The sequence below is a fragment of the Aeromonas sp. 600276 genome (genome assembly GCF_049175815.1).
GTDB classification, from domain to species: Bacteria; Pseudomonadota; Gammaproteobacteria; order Enterobacterales; family Aeromonadaceae; genus Aeromonas; species Aeromonas dhakensis.
This window is the reverse complement of record NZ_JAAKVU010000023.1, coordinates 34,512-50,611: the sequence shown is the minus strand read 5'-3', so window position 1 is coordinate 50,611 and position 16,100 is coordinate 34,512. Positions and strand designations below refer to the sequence as shown.

General features: G+C 62.8%; 15 protein-coding genes. 4 read left to right on the top strand and 11 right to left on the bottom strand.

Annotated features, from left to right (window positions below; all coding sequences use genetic code 11):
• Nucleotides 1-25: 25 nt before the first annotated feature.
• Nucleotides 26-724 (top strand): NAD(P)H-flavin reductase, encoded by a 699-nt coding sequence (gene fre / locus G5134_RS19005; protein WP_005307313.1) that lies wholly within the window; start codon nt 26-28, stop codon nt 722-724.
• A 131-nt stretch (nt 725-855) separates the two neighbouring features.
• Here the strand turns inward: fre and ubiK are convergent, their stop codons facing one another.
• Entirely contained in the window at nt 856-1,113 is a 258-nt protein-coding gene (gene ubiK, locus G5134_RS19000; protein WP_005307315.1) for a ubiquinone biosynthesis accessory factor UbiK, read from the bottom strand.
• Nucleotides 1,114-1,414: 301 nt separating this feature from the next.
• Between ubiK and G5134_RS18995 the strand changes: the two genes are divergently transcribed.
• A complete protein-coding gene (locus tag G5134_RS18995; protein WP_065017803.1) occupies nt 1,415-3,832 on the top strand; it encodes a VolA/Pla-1 family phospholipase in 2,418 nt (805 codons plus the stop codon).
• A 117-nt stretch (nt 3,833-3,949) separates the two neighbouring features.
• Here the strand turns inward: G5134_RS18995 and glpG are convergent, their stop codons facing one another.
• Nucleotides 3,950-4,783, bottom strand: coding sequence for a rhomboid family intramembrane serine protease GlpG (glpG, locus tag G5134_RS18990; protein WP_065017802.1), 834 nt, complete (start codon nt 4,781-4,783; stop codon nt 3,950-3,952).
• Complete coding sequence (glpE, locus tag G5134_RS18985) at nt 4,780-5,103, bottom strand: thiosulfate sulfurtransferase GlpE (RefSeq protein ID WP_005307320.1); 324 nt, start codon at nt 5,101-5,103, stop codon at nt 4,780-4,782. The genes glpG and glpE overlap by 4 nt, the downstream gene beginning before the upstream one ends.
• Before the next feature lie 70 nt (nt 5,104-5,173).
• On the opposite strand from glpE, the gene G5134_RS18980 reads away from it, so the two are divergent.
• On the top strand, nt 5,174-5,860 hold the full coding sequence (locus tag G5134_RS18980; RefSeq protein ID WP_082970049.1) for a LysE family translocator: 687 nt from the start codon (nt 5,174-5,176) through the stop codon (nt 5,858-5,860).
• Here G5134_RS18980 and G5134_RS18975 read toward each other — a convergent pair.
• From G5134_RS18975 to G5134_RS18950, 6 genes are all read right to left on the bottom strand, one after another.
• Nucleotides 5,857-6,690 carry an AraC family transcriptional regulator gene (locus G5134_RS18975; RefSeq protein ID WP_065017800.1) on the bottom strand — a complete coding sequence of 278 codons (834 nt, stop codon included), beginning with the start codon at nt 6,688-6,690 and terminating at the stop codon, nt 5,857-5,859. The two genes, G5134_RS18980 and G5134_RS18975, sit on opposite strands and share 4 nt — an antisense overlap.
• Before the next feature lie 3 nt (nt 6,691-6,693).
• On the bottom strand, nt 6,694-7,395 hold the full coding sequence (locus G5134_RS18970) for an ABC transporter ATP-binding protein (RefSeq protein WP_005307325.1): 702 nt from the start codon (nt 7,393-7,395) through the stop codon (nt 6,694-6,696).
• 10 nt (nt 7,396-7,405) lie between these two features.
• Nucleotides 7,406-8,179: a high-affinity branched-chain amino acid ABC transporter ATP-binding protein LivG gene (livG, locus tag G5134_RS18965; RefSeq protein WP_017784663.1), complete on the bottom strand. Its 774-nt coding sequence runs from the start codon at nt 8,177-8,179 to the stop codon at nt 7,406-7,408.
• Between the two features lie 100 nt (nt 8,180-8,279).
• Nucleotides 8,280-9,548 (bottom strand): high-affinity branched-chain amino acid ABC transporter permease LivM, encoded by a 1,269-nt coding sequence (locus G5134_RS18960; RefSeq protein WP_019841062.1) that lies wholly within the window; start codon nt 9,546-9,548, stop codon nt 8,280-8,282.
• Nucleotides 9,548-10,474, bottom strand: a complete 927-nt coding sequence (gene livH / locus G5134_RS18955) for a high-affinity branched-chain amino acid ABC transporter permease LivH (protein ID WP_005307331.1) — start codon at nt 10,472-10,474, stop codon at nt 9,548-9,550. Before livH ends, G5134_RS18960 begins: the two co-directional genes overlap by 1 nt.
• Nucleotides 10,475-10,538: 64 nt before the next feature.
• A complete protein-coding gene (locus tag G5134_RS18950) occupies nt 10,539-11,660 on the bottom strand; it encodes a branched-chain amino acid ABC transporter substrate-binding protein (protein WP_005307334.1) in 1,122 nt (373 codons plus the stop codon).
• A gap of 435 nt (nt 11,661-12,095) precedes the next feature.
• Here G5134_RS18950 and G5134_RS18945 point away from each other — a divergent pair, with 435 nt between their 5' ends.
• Nucleotides 12,096-13,100: a substrate-binding domain-containing protein gene (locus G5134_RS18945; RefSeq protein WP_017780582.1), complete on the top strand. Its 1,005-nt coding sequence runs from the start codon at nt 12,096-12,098 to the stop codon at nt 13,098-13,100.
• A 69-nt stretch (nt 13,101-13,169) separates the two neighbouring features.
• On the opposite strand, the gene G5134_RS18940 is transcribed toward G5134_RS18945, so the two are convergent.
• Both G5134_RS18940 and G5134_RS18935 read right to left on the bottom strand, forming a co-directional pair.
• Nucleotides 13,170-14,489 carry a 6-phospho-alpha-glucosidase gene (locus G5134_RS18940; RefSeq protein WP_065017799.1) on the bottom strand — a complete coding sequence of 440 codons (1,320 nt, stop codon included), beginning with the start codon at nt 14,487-14,489 and terminating at the stop codon, nt 13,170-13,172.
• 2 nt (nt 14,490-14,491) lie between these two features.
• The gene (locus G5134_RS18935; protein WP_065017798.1) at nt 14,492-16,078 is read right to left on the bottom strand and encodes an alpha-glucoside-specific PTS transporter subunit IIBC; all 1,587 of its coding nucleotides are present in this window, start codon (nt 16,076-16,078) and stop codon (nt 14,492-14,494) included.
• Nucleotides 16,079-16,100 lie beyond the last annotated feature (22 nt).

Here is a 16,100-nt window from a genome sequence, read left to right as displayed (position 1 = left end):
GAACGAACCCGTCACAAGGATAAGAATGCAACGTATCAAGTGCCGCGTAGAGGAACTGCGCGAATATGTCGACACCATCTGGCACGTGGCCCTGACGCCGCTGCAAGAGGTCAGCTTCAAGCCGGGCCAGTATCTGCTGGTGGTGATGAGTGATTCGGACAAGCGTCCCTTCTCTATCGCCAACTCGCCGACCCGCCCCGGCGTGCTGGAGCTGCAGATCGGCGCCACCCCGGAGAACGCCTATGCCGGCCAGGTGCTGGCCCGCATGCGCGAGCAGGGGGAGATCGAGATTGAGCTGGCGGCGGGCAAGGCCTTCCTGCGGGAAGAGTCACCCCGGCCGCTGATCCTGATGGCAGGCGGCACCGGTTTCTCCTACGCCCGCGCCATTCTGGAATACCTGATCGACAGCGGCAGCAAGCGCCCAGTGTTCTTCTACTGGGGCGTGCGCCAGGCGCACTGGCTCTACGAGCAGGAGCAGATGCAGCAGTGGGAGCGCGACTACGCCCCGCTTACCTACATCCCTGTGGTGCAGGAGCCGGAGAGCGACTGGGCCGGCAAGACCGGGTTGGTGCACAAGGCCATCATGGATGACTTCGTCAGCCTGCACGACTACGACATCTATGTGGCCGGCCGCTTCGAGATGGCGGGTGCGGCGCGGGAAGAGTTCAAGATCCTGGGGGCCGAGCCGGAGCGTATCTTCGGCGACGCCTACGAATTCATCTGAGTTCGGCATGAGCCCGGGCCCCATGGATTGGCCGGGAGTGCCTCGCTAGATCTGCCTGCCGCCGTTTGCTTTGCGGCAGGCCAGAAACAACAAACCCCAGCCTGGCTGGGGTTTGCTTTATGGGGGCGGTGTTATTCGCCCTTGGCGCCGAGCTGCTGCTCGAGCTGGGCCAGCTTGGCCTCGAGGGCGGTCAGCTTCTCGCGGGTGCGCAGCAGCACCTTGGTCTGCACGTCAAACTCTTCGCGACTGACCAGATCCAGCTTGCCGAGCTGGGACTGCAGCACCTGACGGATCTTCTTCTCCACCTCTTCGCCCATGCTGCGAATGCCGGGCGGCAGGGAGTTGTGCACCTGTTTGGCGATCTCTTCCAGTTTCTTCGGGTCGATCATGTGGTTCTCCTTAAGCAATGCGCCATTCTACCGGCAATTGATCCGCTTTGCCGAGATCGGGGGTCGCTTTTTGCCATCTGGCGTACAAGTGACCGCTGGTCGGGTCTGGTATCCGGGATGAAGCTGTTAACCTATCGAGTCCCGTTTCTATTCCAATTCCTTGATGCTGTACACAAAAAAAGCAGATCAGATGACCGACCAGCTACTTAATAATTGTTGCGTTGCTGTTAAGATGTACCGGTCGGGTTTTTACCCAACGCCGTCAGCATTTCATGGATAACAACTAAAAAGAGATAAGGATATGAAAAAGAAGCTAATTTATGCCGCAGTCGTCAGTGCTATGCTGGCCGGCTGTGGTGGCAGTGACGATAACAAAGGCGACACCTCCAGCTATCTCGACTATCTGTTGACCGGTTCCAACGCAGTGCGCCCCAGTGCCCTGGCGGCCCGCGCCAGCGATGGCACCCTGAAATTCTCCACCGAAACGGCGGATCTCTCCAACCCGGTGTCGGCCATGTCGACCCTGGATGGCTGGTCCACGACCCAGGCCATCCAAATCGTGCCCGTCACCTCGTCCGGCATCACTGTCCAGGCACCGGCGGCCGCCGAGTTTGCCGCCTCGGTGGCCCCGCTCTACCTGCTGGAGCTGAGTTTTGACAGCACAGCCCTGCGTCCGAGCGGCGTGAAGAAGGTGCTGACCTACGGGACGGACTTCGTGGTGGCCGCCTCGGCTGGCAAGCTGAATCTGGTGCCGATGAAACCGCTGAACCCCTCCTCCTACTACATGATCGTGGCCACCGACTCCCTCAAGGACAGCAACGGCAACGCGGTCAAGGCCGGCAGCGACTACGGCAACTACAAGAACAACGTCGGCAGCAATGCCCAGGAGCAGACCATCAACGGCCTGATCGCCCTGCAGGAGGGCCTGTTCAAGGCCGCCACCGGCGTCTCCACCGATCACGTCATCTTCTCCGATTGGTTCGGTACCCAGTCCGGTGCCGATGTGCTGGTGGCGGTGAAAGGGGCGGCGGCATCCGTGCTGAAGAGCCCGACCCTGGACGCGGCCGCCCTGTGGAAGCAGGATGCCAAGGGCAACACCAGCCTGCCGGGTACCTATACCCTGGCCGTGACCGGCAGCAACCCCTTCCTGACCCAGCTGGACGCCGAGGCGTTCCTGCCGCAGGAGCAGAAAGATGCGCTGGCCACCGCCTTCGGCCCTGGCGCCCCGCTCAACGGGCTGGCCCAGCTGACCACTGTCTATACCGGTACCGTCAAGCTGCCTTACTTCCTCTCCTCGCCGGCCACCGCCGGTTCCTGGGACAAGGCCAAGACCCAGTCCTGGCACGGCGCCATCCCCAGCCTTTACGCCATCGCCAATGCCCTGAAAGCGTCCGACAGCGAAGTGATCGCCGGGCTGGTGGGCGCGGGCGTGGACCCGGCCCTGCTGGCGACGCTGATTGCCGATCCGACCCGCCAGAGCGAGCTGCTGGCCGAGGCGAGCAAGCTGATCGGGGTGACTCTCACCTCCGGCGGCAAGCCGCTGGATGCCGAGCAGAACATCGGCCGCTTCAACCCGCTGCCCATGCTGGAAGAGGTGCAGTCGGTGCCGATGCGCGTCTTCGCCAAGGATGCCCTCAACACCATCACCGACGTGATCATCTATCAGCACGGCGTCACCTCGGTGAAAGAGAACGCCTATGCGCTGGCGCTGGGCCAGATCTATGCAGGCATGCAGGCAGGCAAGAAGGTGGCGCTGGTGGTGATCGATCACCCGCTGCACGGCGAGCGCGGCTTTGCCCTGAGCGGCAGCATGGACACAGTCACCACCTCCGACAACCCGACCCCGTATCTGAACCTGAGTTACCTGACCGTGGCCCGCGACAACCTGAAACAGAGCGTGGCGGATCTGCTGGGCCTGCGTCTGGCGGTCGGTCTGGCCAATGCCAAGGGTGCCATCGGCAGCGCCGGCAGCCTCAAGGTGCACTTCCTCGGCCACTCCCTGGGTGCCATCTCCGGCACCAACCTGCTGGCGGTCGCCAACCAGTCCATCGGCAATGCCCAGGCGGATGCCCTGTTCAGGTTCGATACCGGTGGCCTGGCCATGCCGGGTGGCGGCATAGCGCCGCTGTTGTTGAACTCGCCGACCTTCGGTCCGACCATCAAGATGGGCGTGCTGACCAGCGGCAGTGCCGAGCTGAAAGCGGGCTTTACCGCCTACGCCCCCAGCTGCAAGACCGAGGTGCCGACCTGCTTCGTCAACGAGTTCTTGCCGAGCCTGAGCGCCACCCAGCAGGCCGCTGCGGCCAGCACGCTGCAGAGCTACAGCTTCGCGGCCCAGTCGGTACTGGATTCGGCTGACCCGATCAACCTCGGCAGCGGCATCAAGAGCGACTTCCCGCTGTTCGCCACCGAGATCGTCGGTGATGGCGCGCTGAGCCTGTCGGATCAGGTGATCCCGAACAGCATCGCCTCCGCTCCGCTGGGCGGCACCGAGCCGTTGTTCAAGGTGCTGGCGCTGCAACCGCTGACCGCCACCGGTGCGGCCAGCCACAACGCGGCCCGCTTCGTGGCTGGTGGCCACAGCTCGCTGCTGGCACCGGACGAGAACTTCGATCCGAGCGGCGACGTGACCACCGAGATGCAGTCCGAGTTCGCCAGCTTCTTCATGAGCGGCGGCACTGCGGTCAAGGTGACCGATCCCACCCTGCTCAAGCAGTAAGCCAGTCGGCCAATAAAAACGCCGCCCCTCGGGGCGGCGTTTTTTTTCGTGTATAGCACTCGTAGCCGGGTGGGCCAGATCAGCAGACGTATTGGCTGCCGAGCCGATTGCAGCAACTCAGGCAGGCTGGTGGTGTCTGTCCAGCCAGCCCTGCAGCAGGCCGACCAGCAGGCCGGCCAGGTGGGCCATGTTGGCGGTACGGGTGCCGAGCAGATCGAAGAAACCGAGTGCCAGCCAGAACAGCATGAAGCCCATCAGCGCCGGTGGCAGGGTGAGGCCGCAGGCCGGCTGCAACTTGCTGCGCAGCCAGCAGTAGCCGAGCAGGGCATAGACCACCCCGGAGAGGCCGCCAAACAGCGGGCCGCTGGCGAAAAACTCGGTCAGGTTGGGCAGGGCGGCGCCTACCAGCAGCAGGATCAGCAGCTTGCCGCTGCCGAGTCGCTGTTCGATCTGGCCCCCCAGATACCACCACCACAGCAGGTTGAACACCAGGTGCAGCACCGAGAAGTGGATGAAGGCCGGGGTGAAGTAGCGCCACGCCTGCCAGTCGGTGAACTGGGCCAGGGTCGGGTGAAAGGCCAGCTCGTCGAAGATCGGCAGGCCGATGGCGTCGAGCCCGTAGATGGCCAGACAGGCGATGATCACCACCAGGGTCAGCGGCCCCGCCTGATGGAGGAAGTCGGTGACCGGGTCGCTCATCCCCTTGCTGTAGTCGATGCGGGCATCGGCCCGGCCGGACTGCCAGGAGGCCTCCATGTAGCGGGGGTGGCTCGGCTCGGCCAGGAAGCGCTTCACCTCCTGCTGGGCCTGGGCGAGGCGCTGCTCGTCCGCCAGCCAGATGGTGACCCCCAACTCCGACTGGGTCAGCTCGCACGAGATGCCGAGGGTGGAGAGATAGTCCACCAGCGCCTGGGCCATGCGGGCATTGTCGAGCACCAGCAGCTGGATCATGCGTCGCCCGCCTGGATCGGGAACTCCCTGCGCCACGCCTCGAAGCCGCCGTCCAGGCTGTAGACCTCATCGTACCCCTGTTGCAGCAGGTACTGGGCGGCGCCCTGGCTGCTGTTGCCGTGGTAGCACATCACGATCACCGGTGTGTCGAAGTCCACCTCGTTCATGAAACGCACCAGGGTGCCGTTGGTGAGGTGGAAGGCGCCGACCGCGTGGGCCGTCTCGAACGACTGGGGGTCGCGAATATCCACCAGGCGGGCTTCACCGGCGCTGAGCTTCTGGTGGGCATCATGGGCACTGATATGGGCAAACTGGTCCATTAACATGTCCTGCGAATAGGTGATTGAGGGCCAGTTTACCGCAAGCGGGTGCCGGCGCTAAGCCCGCAATGTGTCTGGTTATTGCCGGGGCCGATCGCAATTTCCTTCAATACCCGGGGCGGGGTGCCGGCTAGGCTGGGGGCTCCTTTTACCGATACGAGCGTTATTCATGGAGACGAGTCTGCTGTTATCCATGGCCGGGTTTGCCCTGGCCATGTCCATCACCCCGGGGCCGGTCAACCTGGTCGCCCTCGGCAGCGGTGCCAGGCACGGCTTTGCGGCCAGCCTGCGCCACGTGGTCGGGGCCACCCTGGGGTTTATCCTGCTGTTGTTGCTGATGGGATTGGGGCTGGGCGCCACCCTGTTGCAATGGCCGGCGGCGGCCGAGCTGCTGCGCTGGGGCGGGGTAATCTTCCTCGGCTGGATGGCCTGGCAATTGCTGGTGGACAGCGGCCGGGTGGAAGGGGTCGACGGGGTGGCGCCCTTCTTCTGGTACGGGGCGCTGATGCAGTGGCTCAACCCCAAGGCCTGGCTCGCCGCCAGCATGGGGATGGGGGCCTATGGCAGTGCGGGCGGGGTGGGGCAGGTGGCCCTGTTCAGCGGCCTCTACCTGGTCATCTGTCTGTGCTCCATCGCCTGCTGGGCCTATGCTGGCAGCCGATTGCAGGGGGTGCTGCTGGTACCGCAGCGGCTGTGCTGGTTCAACCGGGCGATGGCGTTGTTGCTGCTGCTCTGCGCCGTCTATCTGGTGCGCTAACTCGGCCGGGTCAGCTGGTTGCGGTAGTGGCCCGGGGTGGCGGCCACCCGCCGTTTGAACTGGTGCTGGAAGTGGGCCTGATCGGCAAAACCGCTGGCCAGCGCCACCTCTGCCAGCGGCTCTCCCCGCCTGAGCAGGGTGCGGGCGTGGCGGATGCGCTGATCGAGCAGGTAGGCGTGGGGCGTCATGCCGTAGTGGCGGCTGAAGCTGCGTACGAAGTGGGAGGGGGTGAGCCCGGCCACCGCGCTCAATTGCGCGAGGGTGAGGGCGCTGCTGCAGTCGTCCTGCATCAGCTCGGCGGCCCGCTGCAGGTGCTGCGGCGGCCGATCGTCCCAGCTGGCCGGGGTGAGTCTGGCCAGCAGCTGACGGCTGAACTGGTGGCAGGCCACCTCGCGCGCGAGCGGCTCCGGCTCCTGCCACAGCTGCCGGTGGAGCCGGCACAGCCCCTGATAGAGCAGGGGGTCCCGGCTGGCGGTCATGTCGAAGGGGCGAAATTCGTGGCCCAGCCCCGCCTCTTCCTGCTGGCGCTGCAGCCAGCCGGTGTCGAGGTAGAACATCAGATAGGACCAGGGTTCATCCGCAATCGGATTGCAGGCGTGCACCTCTTCCGGGTTCATCAGCACCAGGTGGCCGCGGCCGACCTCCTGCCGGCTGCGCTGGTTGAGGTAGTGGCTGTGGCCGCCGGTGATGGCGCCGATGGAGAAGTGGGGGTGGCTGTGCTTGTCGTAGCAGACGCGGCGGCCATCCTGCACTGCCCGCGCCTCGATGAAGGGCAGGGCCGGATCGTGCCAGAAACTGTGGTGATCCGGCGCCGTGTCGGCCCTGCTCATGGGTCAGCCGCCGAGATAGGCCTGGCGGACGGCCGGGTTGGCCAAGAGGGCGGCCCCCGTGTCCTGCAGTACCACGTGGCCGTTCTCCAGCACATAGCCGCGATCGGCCAGCTTGAGCGCCTGGTTGGCGTTCTGCTCCACCAGGAAGATGGTCATGCCGTCGCGGCGCAGCTGCTCTATGGTGTCGAAGATCTGCTGGATGACGATGGGGGCCAGCCCCAGCGAGGGTTCATCCAGCAGCAACAGGCGCGGTTTGCTCATCAGGGCCCGGCCGATGGCCAGCATCTGCTGCTCACCGCCGGACATGGTGCCGGCCCGCTGCTCCAGTCGCTCGTGCAACCGCGGGAACAGGGTGAAAATCTGATCCAGCAGGCCGCGCTGCTCGGCCTTGTCGACGAAGAAGGCCCCCATCAGCAGGTTCTCCTCCACCGTCAGGCGGGCGAAGATGCGGCGCCCCTCCGGCACCACGGCGATGTCCTTGCGCATGATGCGGGCGGTGGAGAGCGAGTCTATCTGCTCCCCCTCGAACCAGATGGAGCCGCTGCTGGGCTTGGGCTCGCCGCACAGGGTCATCAGCAGGGTGGTCTTGCCGGCGCCGTTGGCGCCGATCAGGGTGACGATTTCCCCCTCTTTCACCTCGACGCTGACGTCGTGCAGCGCCTGAATTTTGCCGTAGTGGGTCGATACGTTGCGAAGTTCTAACATCTTTTTGTCCTTACGACTCGCCCAGATAGGCCTTGATCACTGCCGGATTGCTGCGGATTTCATCTGGCTTGCCGTGGGCCAGCGGGGTACCTTGGTTGACCACGAAGATGCGGTTGGAGATCTCCATCACCAGCTTCATGTCGTGCTCGATCAGCAGCACCGAGACCCCGAACTCGTCCCGCAGGTTGGAGATGAGCTCGTTCAGCTCGTCGGTCTCGTGGGGGTTGAGGCCGGCGGCCGGCTCGTCCAGCATCAGCAGCTCGGGCCGGGTCGCCATGCAGCGGGCGATCTCGAGCCGGCGCTGCTGACCATAGGCCAGGTTGCCGGCAGCGCGGTTGGCGAGATCCTTGAGCCCCACCTTCTCCAGCCAGAAGGCGGACTGCTCCAGCCCCTCCCGCTCGGCGCGGCGAAAGGCCGGGGTCTTGAACAGCCCGGCGAGAAAGCCGGTGTTGAGGTGCCTGTGCTGGGCCACCAGCAGGTTTTCCACCGCCGTCATGTCCTTGAACAGTCGCACGTGCTGAAAGGTGCGCACGATTCCCTTGCGGGCGATGAGGTGGCCGGGCAGCCCCTGGATCTCCTCGCCCTTGTAGCGAATGATGCCGCCGCTCGGGCGGTAGAAGCCGGTCAGGCAGTTGAAGATGGTGGTCTTGCCGGCCCCGTTGGGACCTATGATGGAGATCACCTCCCCCTTGTCCACGTCCAGCTTGACCCCGTTGACGGCCAGCAGGCCGCCAAAACGCATCGACAAATCAGAGACTTCCATTAACTTCTGATGAGTACTCATTTTTTCAGCTCCCAGTCCAGGGTGGAGCAAGTCACCGCCAGCAATCCGGCCAGATAGCGCATCGACAGCTCAGAGACGTCCAACAACTTCTGATGCGTACTCATTTCTTCAACTCCAGATGCGGGCGGGTCATCGGCAGCAATCCCTGTGGCCGCCAGATCATCATGAACACCATCAAGAGGCCGAACATCAGCATGCGGTACTCGTTGAACTCGCGCGCCAGCTCCGGCAGCACCGTCATCACGATGGCGGCCAGCACCACCCCGATCTGGGAGCCCATGCCGCCCAGCACCACAATCGCCAGCACGATGGCCGATTCGATAAAGACGAAGGACTCCGGGCTGATGAAGCCTTGGCGCGAGGCAAAGAAGCTGCCGGCAAAGCCCGCGAAGCAGGCGCCTATGGTGAAGGCGGTCAGCTTGATGATGGTGGGGTTGAGCCCCAGCGACTTGCAGGCGATCTCGTCTTCCCGCAGCGCCTCCCAGGCGCGGCCGAGCGGCATGCGCAGCAGGCGGTTGATGACGAACAGGGTCGCCACCACCAGCACCAGCGCCATCAGGTAGAGGAAGATCACCTTGTGGTTGGCGTTGTAGGCGATGCCGAAGAATTCGTGGAAGGTTTCGAAGCCGCCATCCTTGACGGTGCGGTTGAACTCCAGCCCTCCCAGGGTCGGTTTGGGAATGCCGGAGATGCCGTTCGGGCCGCCGGTCAGGCTGGTCATGTTGTTGAGCAGGATGCGGATGATCTCGCCAAAGCCCAGGGTGACGATGGCAAGGTAATCCCCCCGCAGCCGCAGCACCGGGAAGCCGAGCAGGAAGCCGAAGGTGGCCGCCATCAGGCCGGCGATGGGCAGGCACTCCCAGAAGCTGAGGCCGAAGTAGCTGTTGAGCAGGGCATAGCTGTAGGCGCCGACCGCGTAAAAGCCGACGTAGCCGAGATCGAGCAGGCCAGCGAGGCCCACCACCACGTTCAGACCCAGCCCCAGCATGATGTAGATCAGGGTGAGGGTGGCCAGATCGATGGCGCCGCGGGAGGCCATGAAGGGCCAGCTCACCGCAAACAGCAGCACCAGCACGGCGGTCAGGTTATAGAGCTTGGGCGCCTCTTCCGGGCTTGGCAGCACCAGCTTGGTGAAGCCGACCGAGAAGCCGCTGATGGAGGCCTGGAACAGCCGGCTTATCTGGCCGCGCAGCATCTGGAACCAGAACACCAGGGTGGCACCGCCCAGCAGCCAGGCCAGCGACACGTCGAGCCGGCTCACCACCAGCAGGCGGGTGCCGTCGGTCTCCAGCTTGAAGCCGAGCAGCCAGAAGGAGAGCACCAGCAGCACCAGGCTGGCGATGCAGGCATGAATGAATTGGCGTTTCATCATACTTTCTCCACTTCCGGGCGGCCCAGGATGCCGGTCGGCATAAAGAGCAGTACGAAGATGAGCAGGGCGAACGCCATCACATCCTTGTATTCGGTGCTGAGGTAGCCGGCGGTCAGCGCCTCCACCACACCGAGCAGCAGGCCGCCCAGCACGGCGCCGGGAATGCTGCCGATACCGCCCAATACTGCGGCTGTGAATGCCTTCAGACCGGCCATAAAGCCGAGGTAGGGGTTGATGACTCCGTAATACATGCCGAGCAGCACGCCGGCGACGGCGGCCAGGGTGGCCCCCAGCACGAAGGTGATGGAGATGACCACGTGGGTGTCGATCCCCAGCAGGTTGGCCATCTTGATGTCTTCCGAGCAGGCGCGGCAGGCGCGGCCCATGCGGGAGCGGCCGATGAACTGGGTCAGCGCCAGCATGGTGATGAAGGTCACCACGAAGATGATGAGCTGCATCCAGGAGAGGCTGGCCTGGAAGCCGTCGGCCTCACCCAGGGTCCAGCCGCCGGAGATCAGGGTGGGCATGGCGATGTCGCGCGAGCCCTGGGCCATCCGCATCATGTTCTGCAGGAAGATCGACATGCCGATGGCGGAGATGAGGGGGATCAGCCGGTTGCCGCCCCGCAGCGGGCGATAGGCGACCCGCTCTATGGTCCAGCCATAGCTGCCGGTGATGATGATGCTGACCAGGAAGGCGCCCCCCAGCAGCAGAAAGGTGCTGTCGATGCCCATCATCATGAGCCCCGCCATCACCATGAAAGCGACATAGGAGCCGATCATGTAGACCTCGCCGTGGGCGAAGTTGATCATGCCGATGATGCCATAGACCATGGTGTAACCGATGGCGATCAACGCATAGGTGCTGCCTATGGTTAACCCGTTCAGCAACTGCTGAACCAGGTAAAGGAAGTGTTCGGACATACTGCGTTCCCTGTACTTGCCCGCAAAGAAAGGAGGGGTGACTCACGTCACCCCGACCGGCAGATTACTTGAGTTGGGTAGAGGTACCGTCGGCATGCCACTGGAACACACCGAATTCAAACCCTTTCAGGTCGCCGTTGGGAGCCCAGCTGAGGGGGCCCATCACGGTATCGACCGGCGCGGCCTTGATGGCAGCGGCAACGGCAGCCGGGTCATCCTCACCCGCCTTGGCGATACCGGCAGCCAGGGTTTGCACCGCGGCATAGGTGGTCCACACGAACGGACCGGAGGAGTCCTGACCCTTGGCCTTGAACGCGGCAACCAGCGGGGCGTTGGCCGGCACCAGGTCGTACTTGTTCGGCAGGGTGACCAGCAGGCCTTCGGAAGCCGGGCCGCCGATGGCGGAGATGTCCTTGTTACCCACCCCTTCCGGACCCATGAACTTGGCCTTGAGGCCCTTCTCGCCGGCCTGACGCAGGATCAGACCCAGCTCCGGGTGGTAGCCGCCGTAGTAGACGAAATCGACGTTCTCTTTCTGCAGCTTGGCGATCAGGGCGGAGAAGTCCTTGTCGCCGGCGGTGATGCCTTCAAACGCCACCACCTTGACGCCGGCCTTGTCCAGCGCCGCTTTCACGCTGGAGGCGATGCCTTCACCGTACTGTTTCTTGTCGTGGATGACGGCCACGCGCTGGGGTTTGACCTGCTCGATGATGTATTTGGCGGCAGTCGGACCCTGGTCGCTGTCCAGGCCGATGGTACGCAGCACCAGCTGATAGCCGCGCTCGGTGATCTTGGGGTTGGTGGAGGCGGGGGTGACCATCAGCACGCCTTCATCTTCATAGATGTCGGAGGCGGGCAGGGTGTTGTCGGAGCAGAGATGGCCGACCACGAACTTGACGCCGTCGTTGATCACCTTGTTGGCGACCGCCACGGCCTGTTTCGGATCGCAGGCATCGTCATAGATGACGGCTTCGATCTGCTTGCCCTTGATGCCGCCGGCCTTGTTGATCTGCTCGACCGCCATCTTGCCGCCGGTGAACTGCATGTCGCCGTACTGGGCGACCGGGCCTGTGACCGGACCGGCGATGCCGATCTTGATGGTATCCGCCGCGTGGACCAGTGAGACCGATCCGAACAGGGCCATAGAAACCGCTGCCCTGACTGCCATTTTGCTCAACTTATTCATCGATTCGTCCCTTAATCAGTGGATTGTTTCATTTTCCGTGTGCCATTCCGAACCGTGATCCCGCCAGTCCGGCAATAGGTATGGTTCTATCATTCCTCGCTGGGCAATAACAAGCTGTTAAAGATACTAACCAGAGAGGGGGTAATAGTGCTTTTTTGAAACAAATATCTAATTACAGTTATCTATTTAGAGGTTGATGCTGATGATGGCAATTAACATCTTATCAACAAGGCGCACTTTCGATAAATGATAGATGAAAAAACTGACGATATTTTACTCTGACGCTGCTCCCATTTTGACCAAAATCCGTTTGCGCAAATAGAAATGACCGCCTAGATTAGCCAGCATTGACAATTCATTGGCAGCACTCGTTAAAACCAAGCCTTTATTCGGGAAATCTGCTAATGTTCCGCCTTTGATCTTCAGGAGACAGAGATGGCCACTATCAAGGATGTCGCCTCCCGCGCAGGCGTATCCATCTCCACCGTCTCACATGTACTCAATCACACCCGTCGGGTCAGCGAAGACGCAACCCAAAAAGTGCTTGAGGCGGTGGCAGAACTCAACTACGCGCCCAACTCGGTAGCGCGCAGCCTCAAGATAAACTCGACCAAGACCATCGGCATGCTGGTGACCACCAGTGCCAACCCCTTCTTTGCGGAAGTGGTGCAGGGGGTGGAGGCGTACTGCTTCGAGCAGGGCTACAGCCTGATCCTCTGCAACACCGAGAACCAGCCGCCCCGTCAGCAGCACTACCTGCGCATGCTGATGGAGAAGCGGGTCGACGGTCTGCTGGTGTTGGGAACCGACATCGATACCCCGCTGCGCGACATGCTGCGCATCCACAAAAATGTGCCGCAAGTGGTGCTGGACTGGGGTACCGAGTGCGACTTTGCCAACGTCATCAATGACAACGCCCGCATCGGGGCACGCCTAGCCGTACGTCACCTGCTGGAGCAGGGTCACCGCGACATCGTCTGCATCACCGGTCAGCTGGCCAAGCCGACCACCCAGCAGCGGCTGGACGGGGTGCGCGATGCCCTGGCCGAACAGGGGCTGACCCTGAAAGACGAGCAGATCTTCGAAGGGGATTACGAGAGCCAGAGCGGCTTCGATGCCATGCAGCGGATCCTGGCCCTCACCCCGCGGCCGACCGCGGTGTTTGCCTTCGACGATCCCATGGCGATCGGCGCCATCTGCGCCGCCTGGGAAGCCGGGGTCAAGGTGCCGGACGACATCTCCATGATCGGTTATGACGACGTGGAGATGGCGCGCTTCTCCAGCCCGCCGCTCACCACCATTCGCCACCCCAAGGCCGAACTCGGCCTGCTGGCGGTGCAGCAGCTGGTGAGCCGGATCCGCAACAAGGAGCTGGAAGTCGAGTCGATGACAGTCCAGCCGGAGCTGATCGTTCGCCGCTCGGTCAAGTCCCTGCGCTGATCGCGCCACGGCAGAGCCAGCAACAAGAAAACCCCCTCGCCAGCGAGGGGGTTTTTGTTTGGCCCGCGTTTATTGCAGGGGCGGCCAGTACTCCTGGTTGGCGGCGATCAGGTCGTCCAGGATGGCTTTGGCCACCGAGGCGCTCGGCACCGTCCTGGAGAGGGTGATCGCCTGCCACAGCTTCTGATAGGAGCGCTCGATCCACGCCTCCACCACCAGCTTCTCGACAGCCACCTGCTGACCCATCATGCCCTGCTGGAACAGCGGGATGTTGCCCACCTGCAGTGGCTCGGGGCCGCTGCTGCCCACCAGACAGGGGATCTCGACCATGGCCTCCGGGTCGAAGTTGGGGATGGCGCCCCGGTTCGGCACGATCAGCAGCATCCGCTCCTGGGTGTTGAAGGCGATGGCGGTGGCCAGATCCACTATGTAGGAGGCGTGCTCGTCGATCTCCAGCTCGCCGGCGTCGGCGTTGCCGGCCGCCACTATGGCGCGGCAGGCACTGAACACCTGCGTCTCGCGGTGCTCCATCACCTCGTTGGCGCGGGTGTGCTCCGGATTGGAGTGGGCCACCACATAGTCCGGGTAGAGGTAGTACTTCAGATAGGTGTTGGGCAGGGTATCCGGATCAAGAGCCCACACGTCCCTGGCCTTGGCGAAGGTGTCGTTCCAGCTGGCCTCGGCGTGGCTGGCCTGCTTGGGCACATAGCCGTGTTTGGCCACGTGGGCCTTGATGGCCGGCATCAGGTCGTTGCCCGCCAGATCCTCGATGCGGGTCCACCAGCCGAAGTGGTTGAGGCCGTAGTAGCGTACCCGCATCTCCTTGCGTGACGGCAGGCCGGCGATCTGGGCCATCCGTCCCTCGATGCCGATGGGCATGTCGCAGATGTTGAGGATCCTGGCGTGGGGACGCAGGCGACGGGTCGCCTCGGCCACGATGGCGGCCGGGTTGGAGTAGTTCAGCATCCAGGCATCCGGCGAGTACTGCTCCATGTAGTCGACCAGCTCCAGCACGCCGCCGATGGAACGCATGCCGTAGGCGATGCCGCCGGGGCCGCACGTCTCCTGGCCGACCACGCCATGGCGCAAGGGGATCTTCTCGTCCAGCTCGCGCATGGGGTACTTGCCGACCCGGATGTGGGCCATCACGAAGTCCACCCCGCTGAAGGCCGCCTTGGGGTCGGTGCCGTAGCTGAAGGCAATGTCCGGGGCTCTCTCTTTGAGCAGGACGCGGCAGGCCTCGGCGATCACCTCCTGGCGGGCACCATCGTTGTCGTAGAACTTGATCTCGTGCAGCGGGAAGCGGTGCTGGTTCTCCAGCAGCATGAGAACGATGCCCGGGGTAAAGGTGCTGCCACCGCCGGCAATGACGACAGAGAATTTTTTCATGATCATGACTCCGTTACGAAAGAAGAGGAGGAGGGGTTGTTCATCAGGCTCTCCATGTTTTCCCTCAGCTGGGGCACATGCAGACCGATAATGATCTGGATGCTGTCACCGTGGCGGACCACGCCGTGGGCACCCAATTGTTTGAAAGCATCATCTGGTGCCACCAGGTCCGCATCGCGTAGCGATATGCGCAGCCGGGTGGCGCAGTTGTTCAGACTGTTGATATTTTCAGCGCCACCGAGCGCCGCCAGGATATGGCCGGCAATATCATGGCCACGCTGTTTTTTGGCGGCCTGATAATCGGCCTTGGAATACAGTTTTATTTCGCTTTCATCCCGCCCCGGGGTTTTCAAATTGAATTTCAGAATGAGCGTGCGGAATATCAGGAACCAGATCCCGGTAAAGGTCAGCCCGATGGCAATCTGGGTAAACATCATGCCGGCGTGATTGTGGAACATGGGGATCCAGTTCTGCGGCAGGAACTGGTCGAGCAGACCGCCGCCCATGTTGCCGACGACCCCGAACAGGTACATCACGGTCGCCATGGTGGCAGCCAGCAGGGCATGGATGGCGAACAGCAGGGGCGAGATGAAGAGGAAGGTGAACTCGAGCGGCTCGGTGATCCCCACCAGCATGGCGGTCAGGGTGGCCGGGATCAGCAAGCCGGCCACCTTGGCCTTGTTCTCCCTGGCGGCGGTGGCGTAGATGGCGAGTGCAATCCCCATGGCCCCGAAGATCTTGGAGTTGCCGTGCAGGGCGAAGCCGCCCTGGGGGAACAGCTCGATCAGCGGCCGGGTGCTCTGGCTGAACTCCAGCATGTGCTGGGCCCAGTAGAGCTGGATGCCGCCTTCCACCGCGGCCGGGCCGAAGATGAAGGGGCCGTAGATGAAGTGGTGCAGGCCGGTCGGGATCAGGATCCGCTCAAGGAAGGTGTAAACCCAGACGCCGAGCGGGCCGGAGACCAGCATGAACTCCTGCAGGGAGGCGATGCCCATCTGCACCTTGGGCCAGCCCTGCAGGGTCAGCCAGGCGCAGGGGATCATCACGAAGAAGGCGACTATGGTGACGAACGAGCTGCCCTGGAAGATGCCGAGAAAGACCGGCAGTTGCCGGTCGAACAACCGGTTGTGCAGGGCGGTGACGATGCCGGAGATGGCGATGGCACCTATGATGCTGGTATCCAGGGTCTTGATGCCGGCCACCATGGCCAGCCCGCTCTCGCCACCGACCGCCTGGTTGAAGTCGACCCCGAAATAGTCGCCCCAGGTCATCCCCATGGCATTGATGAAGTAGTTCCAGGTCATGAAGCTGACCAGCACGGAGAGGCAGGCGCGGGCCTGAGCCTTGTTTGCCAGACCGATCGGCAGGCCGATGGCAAATATCAGCGGCATATTTCGAAATACTGTCCAGCCACCCTCTTCAATAATATGAACTATTTGAAAAAACAGTCCCTGAGGATTGGCTAGCGTTTCTCCCACGAACATGGGATTTTTCAGCATGATTGCAATGCCTACCACCATACCTGCGAATGGAAACAGTAATACAGGCGTAAACATTGCTCCGCCAAAACGTTGAATTTGACTGAGCATATAGCGTCCCTTTTTATTAGAG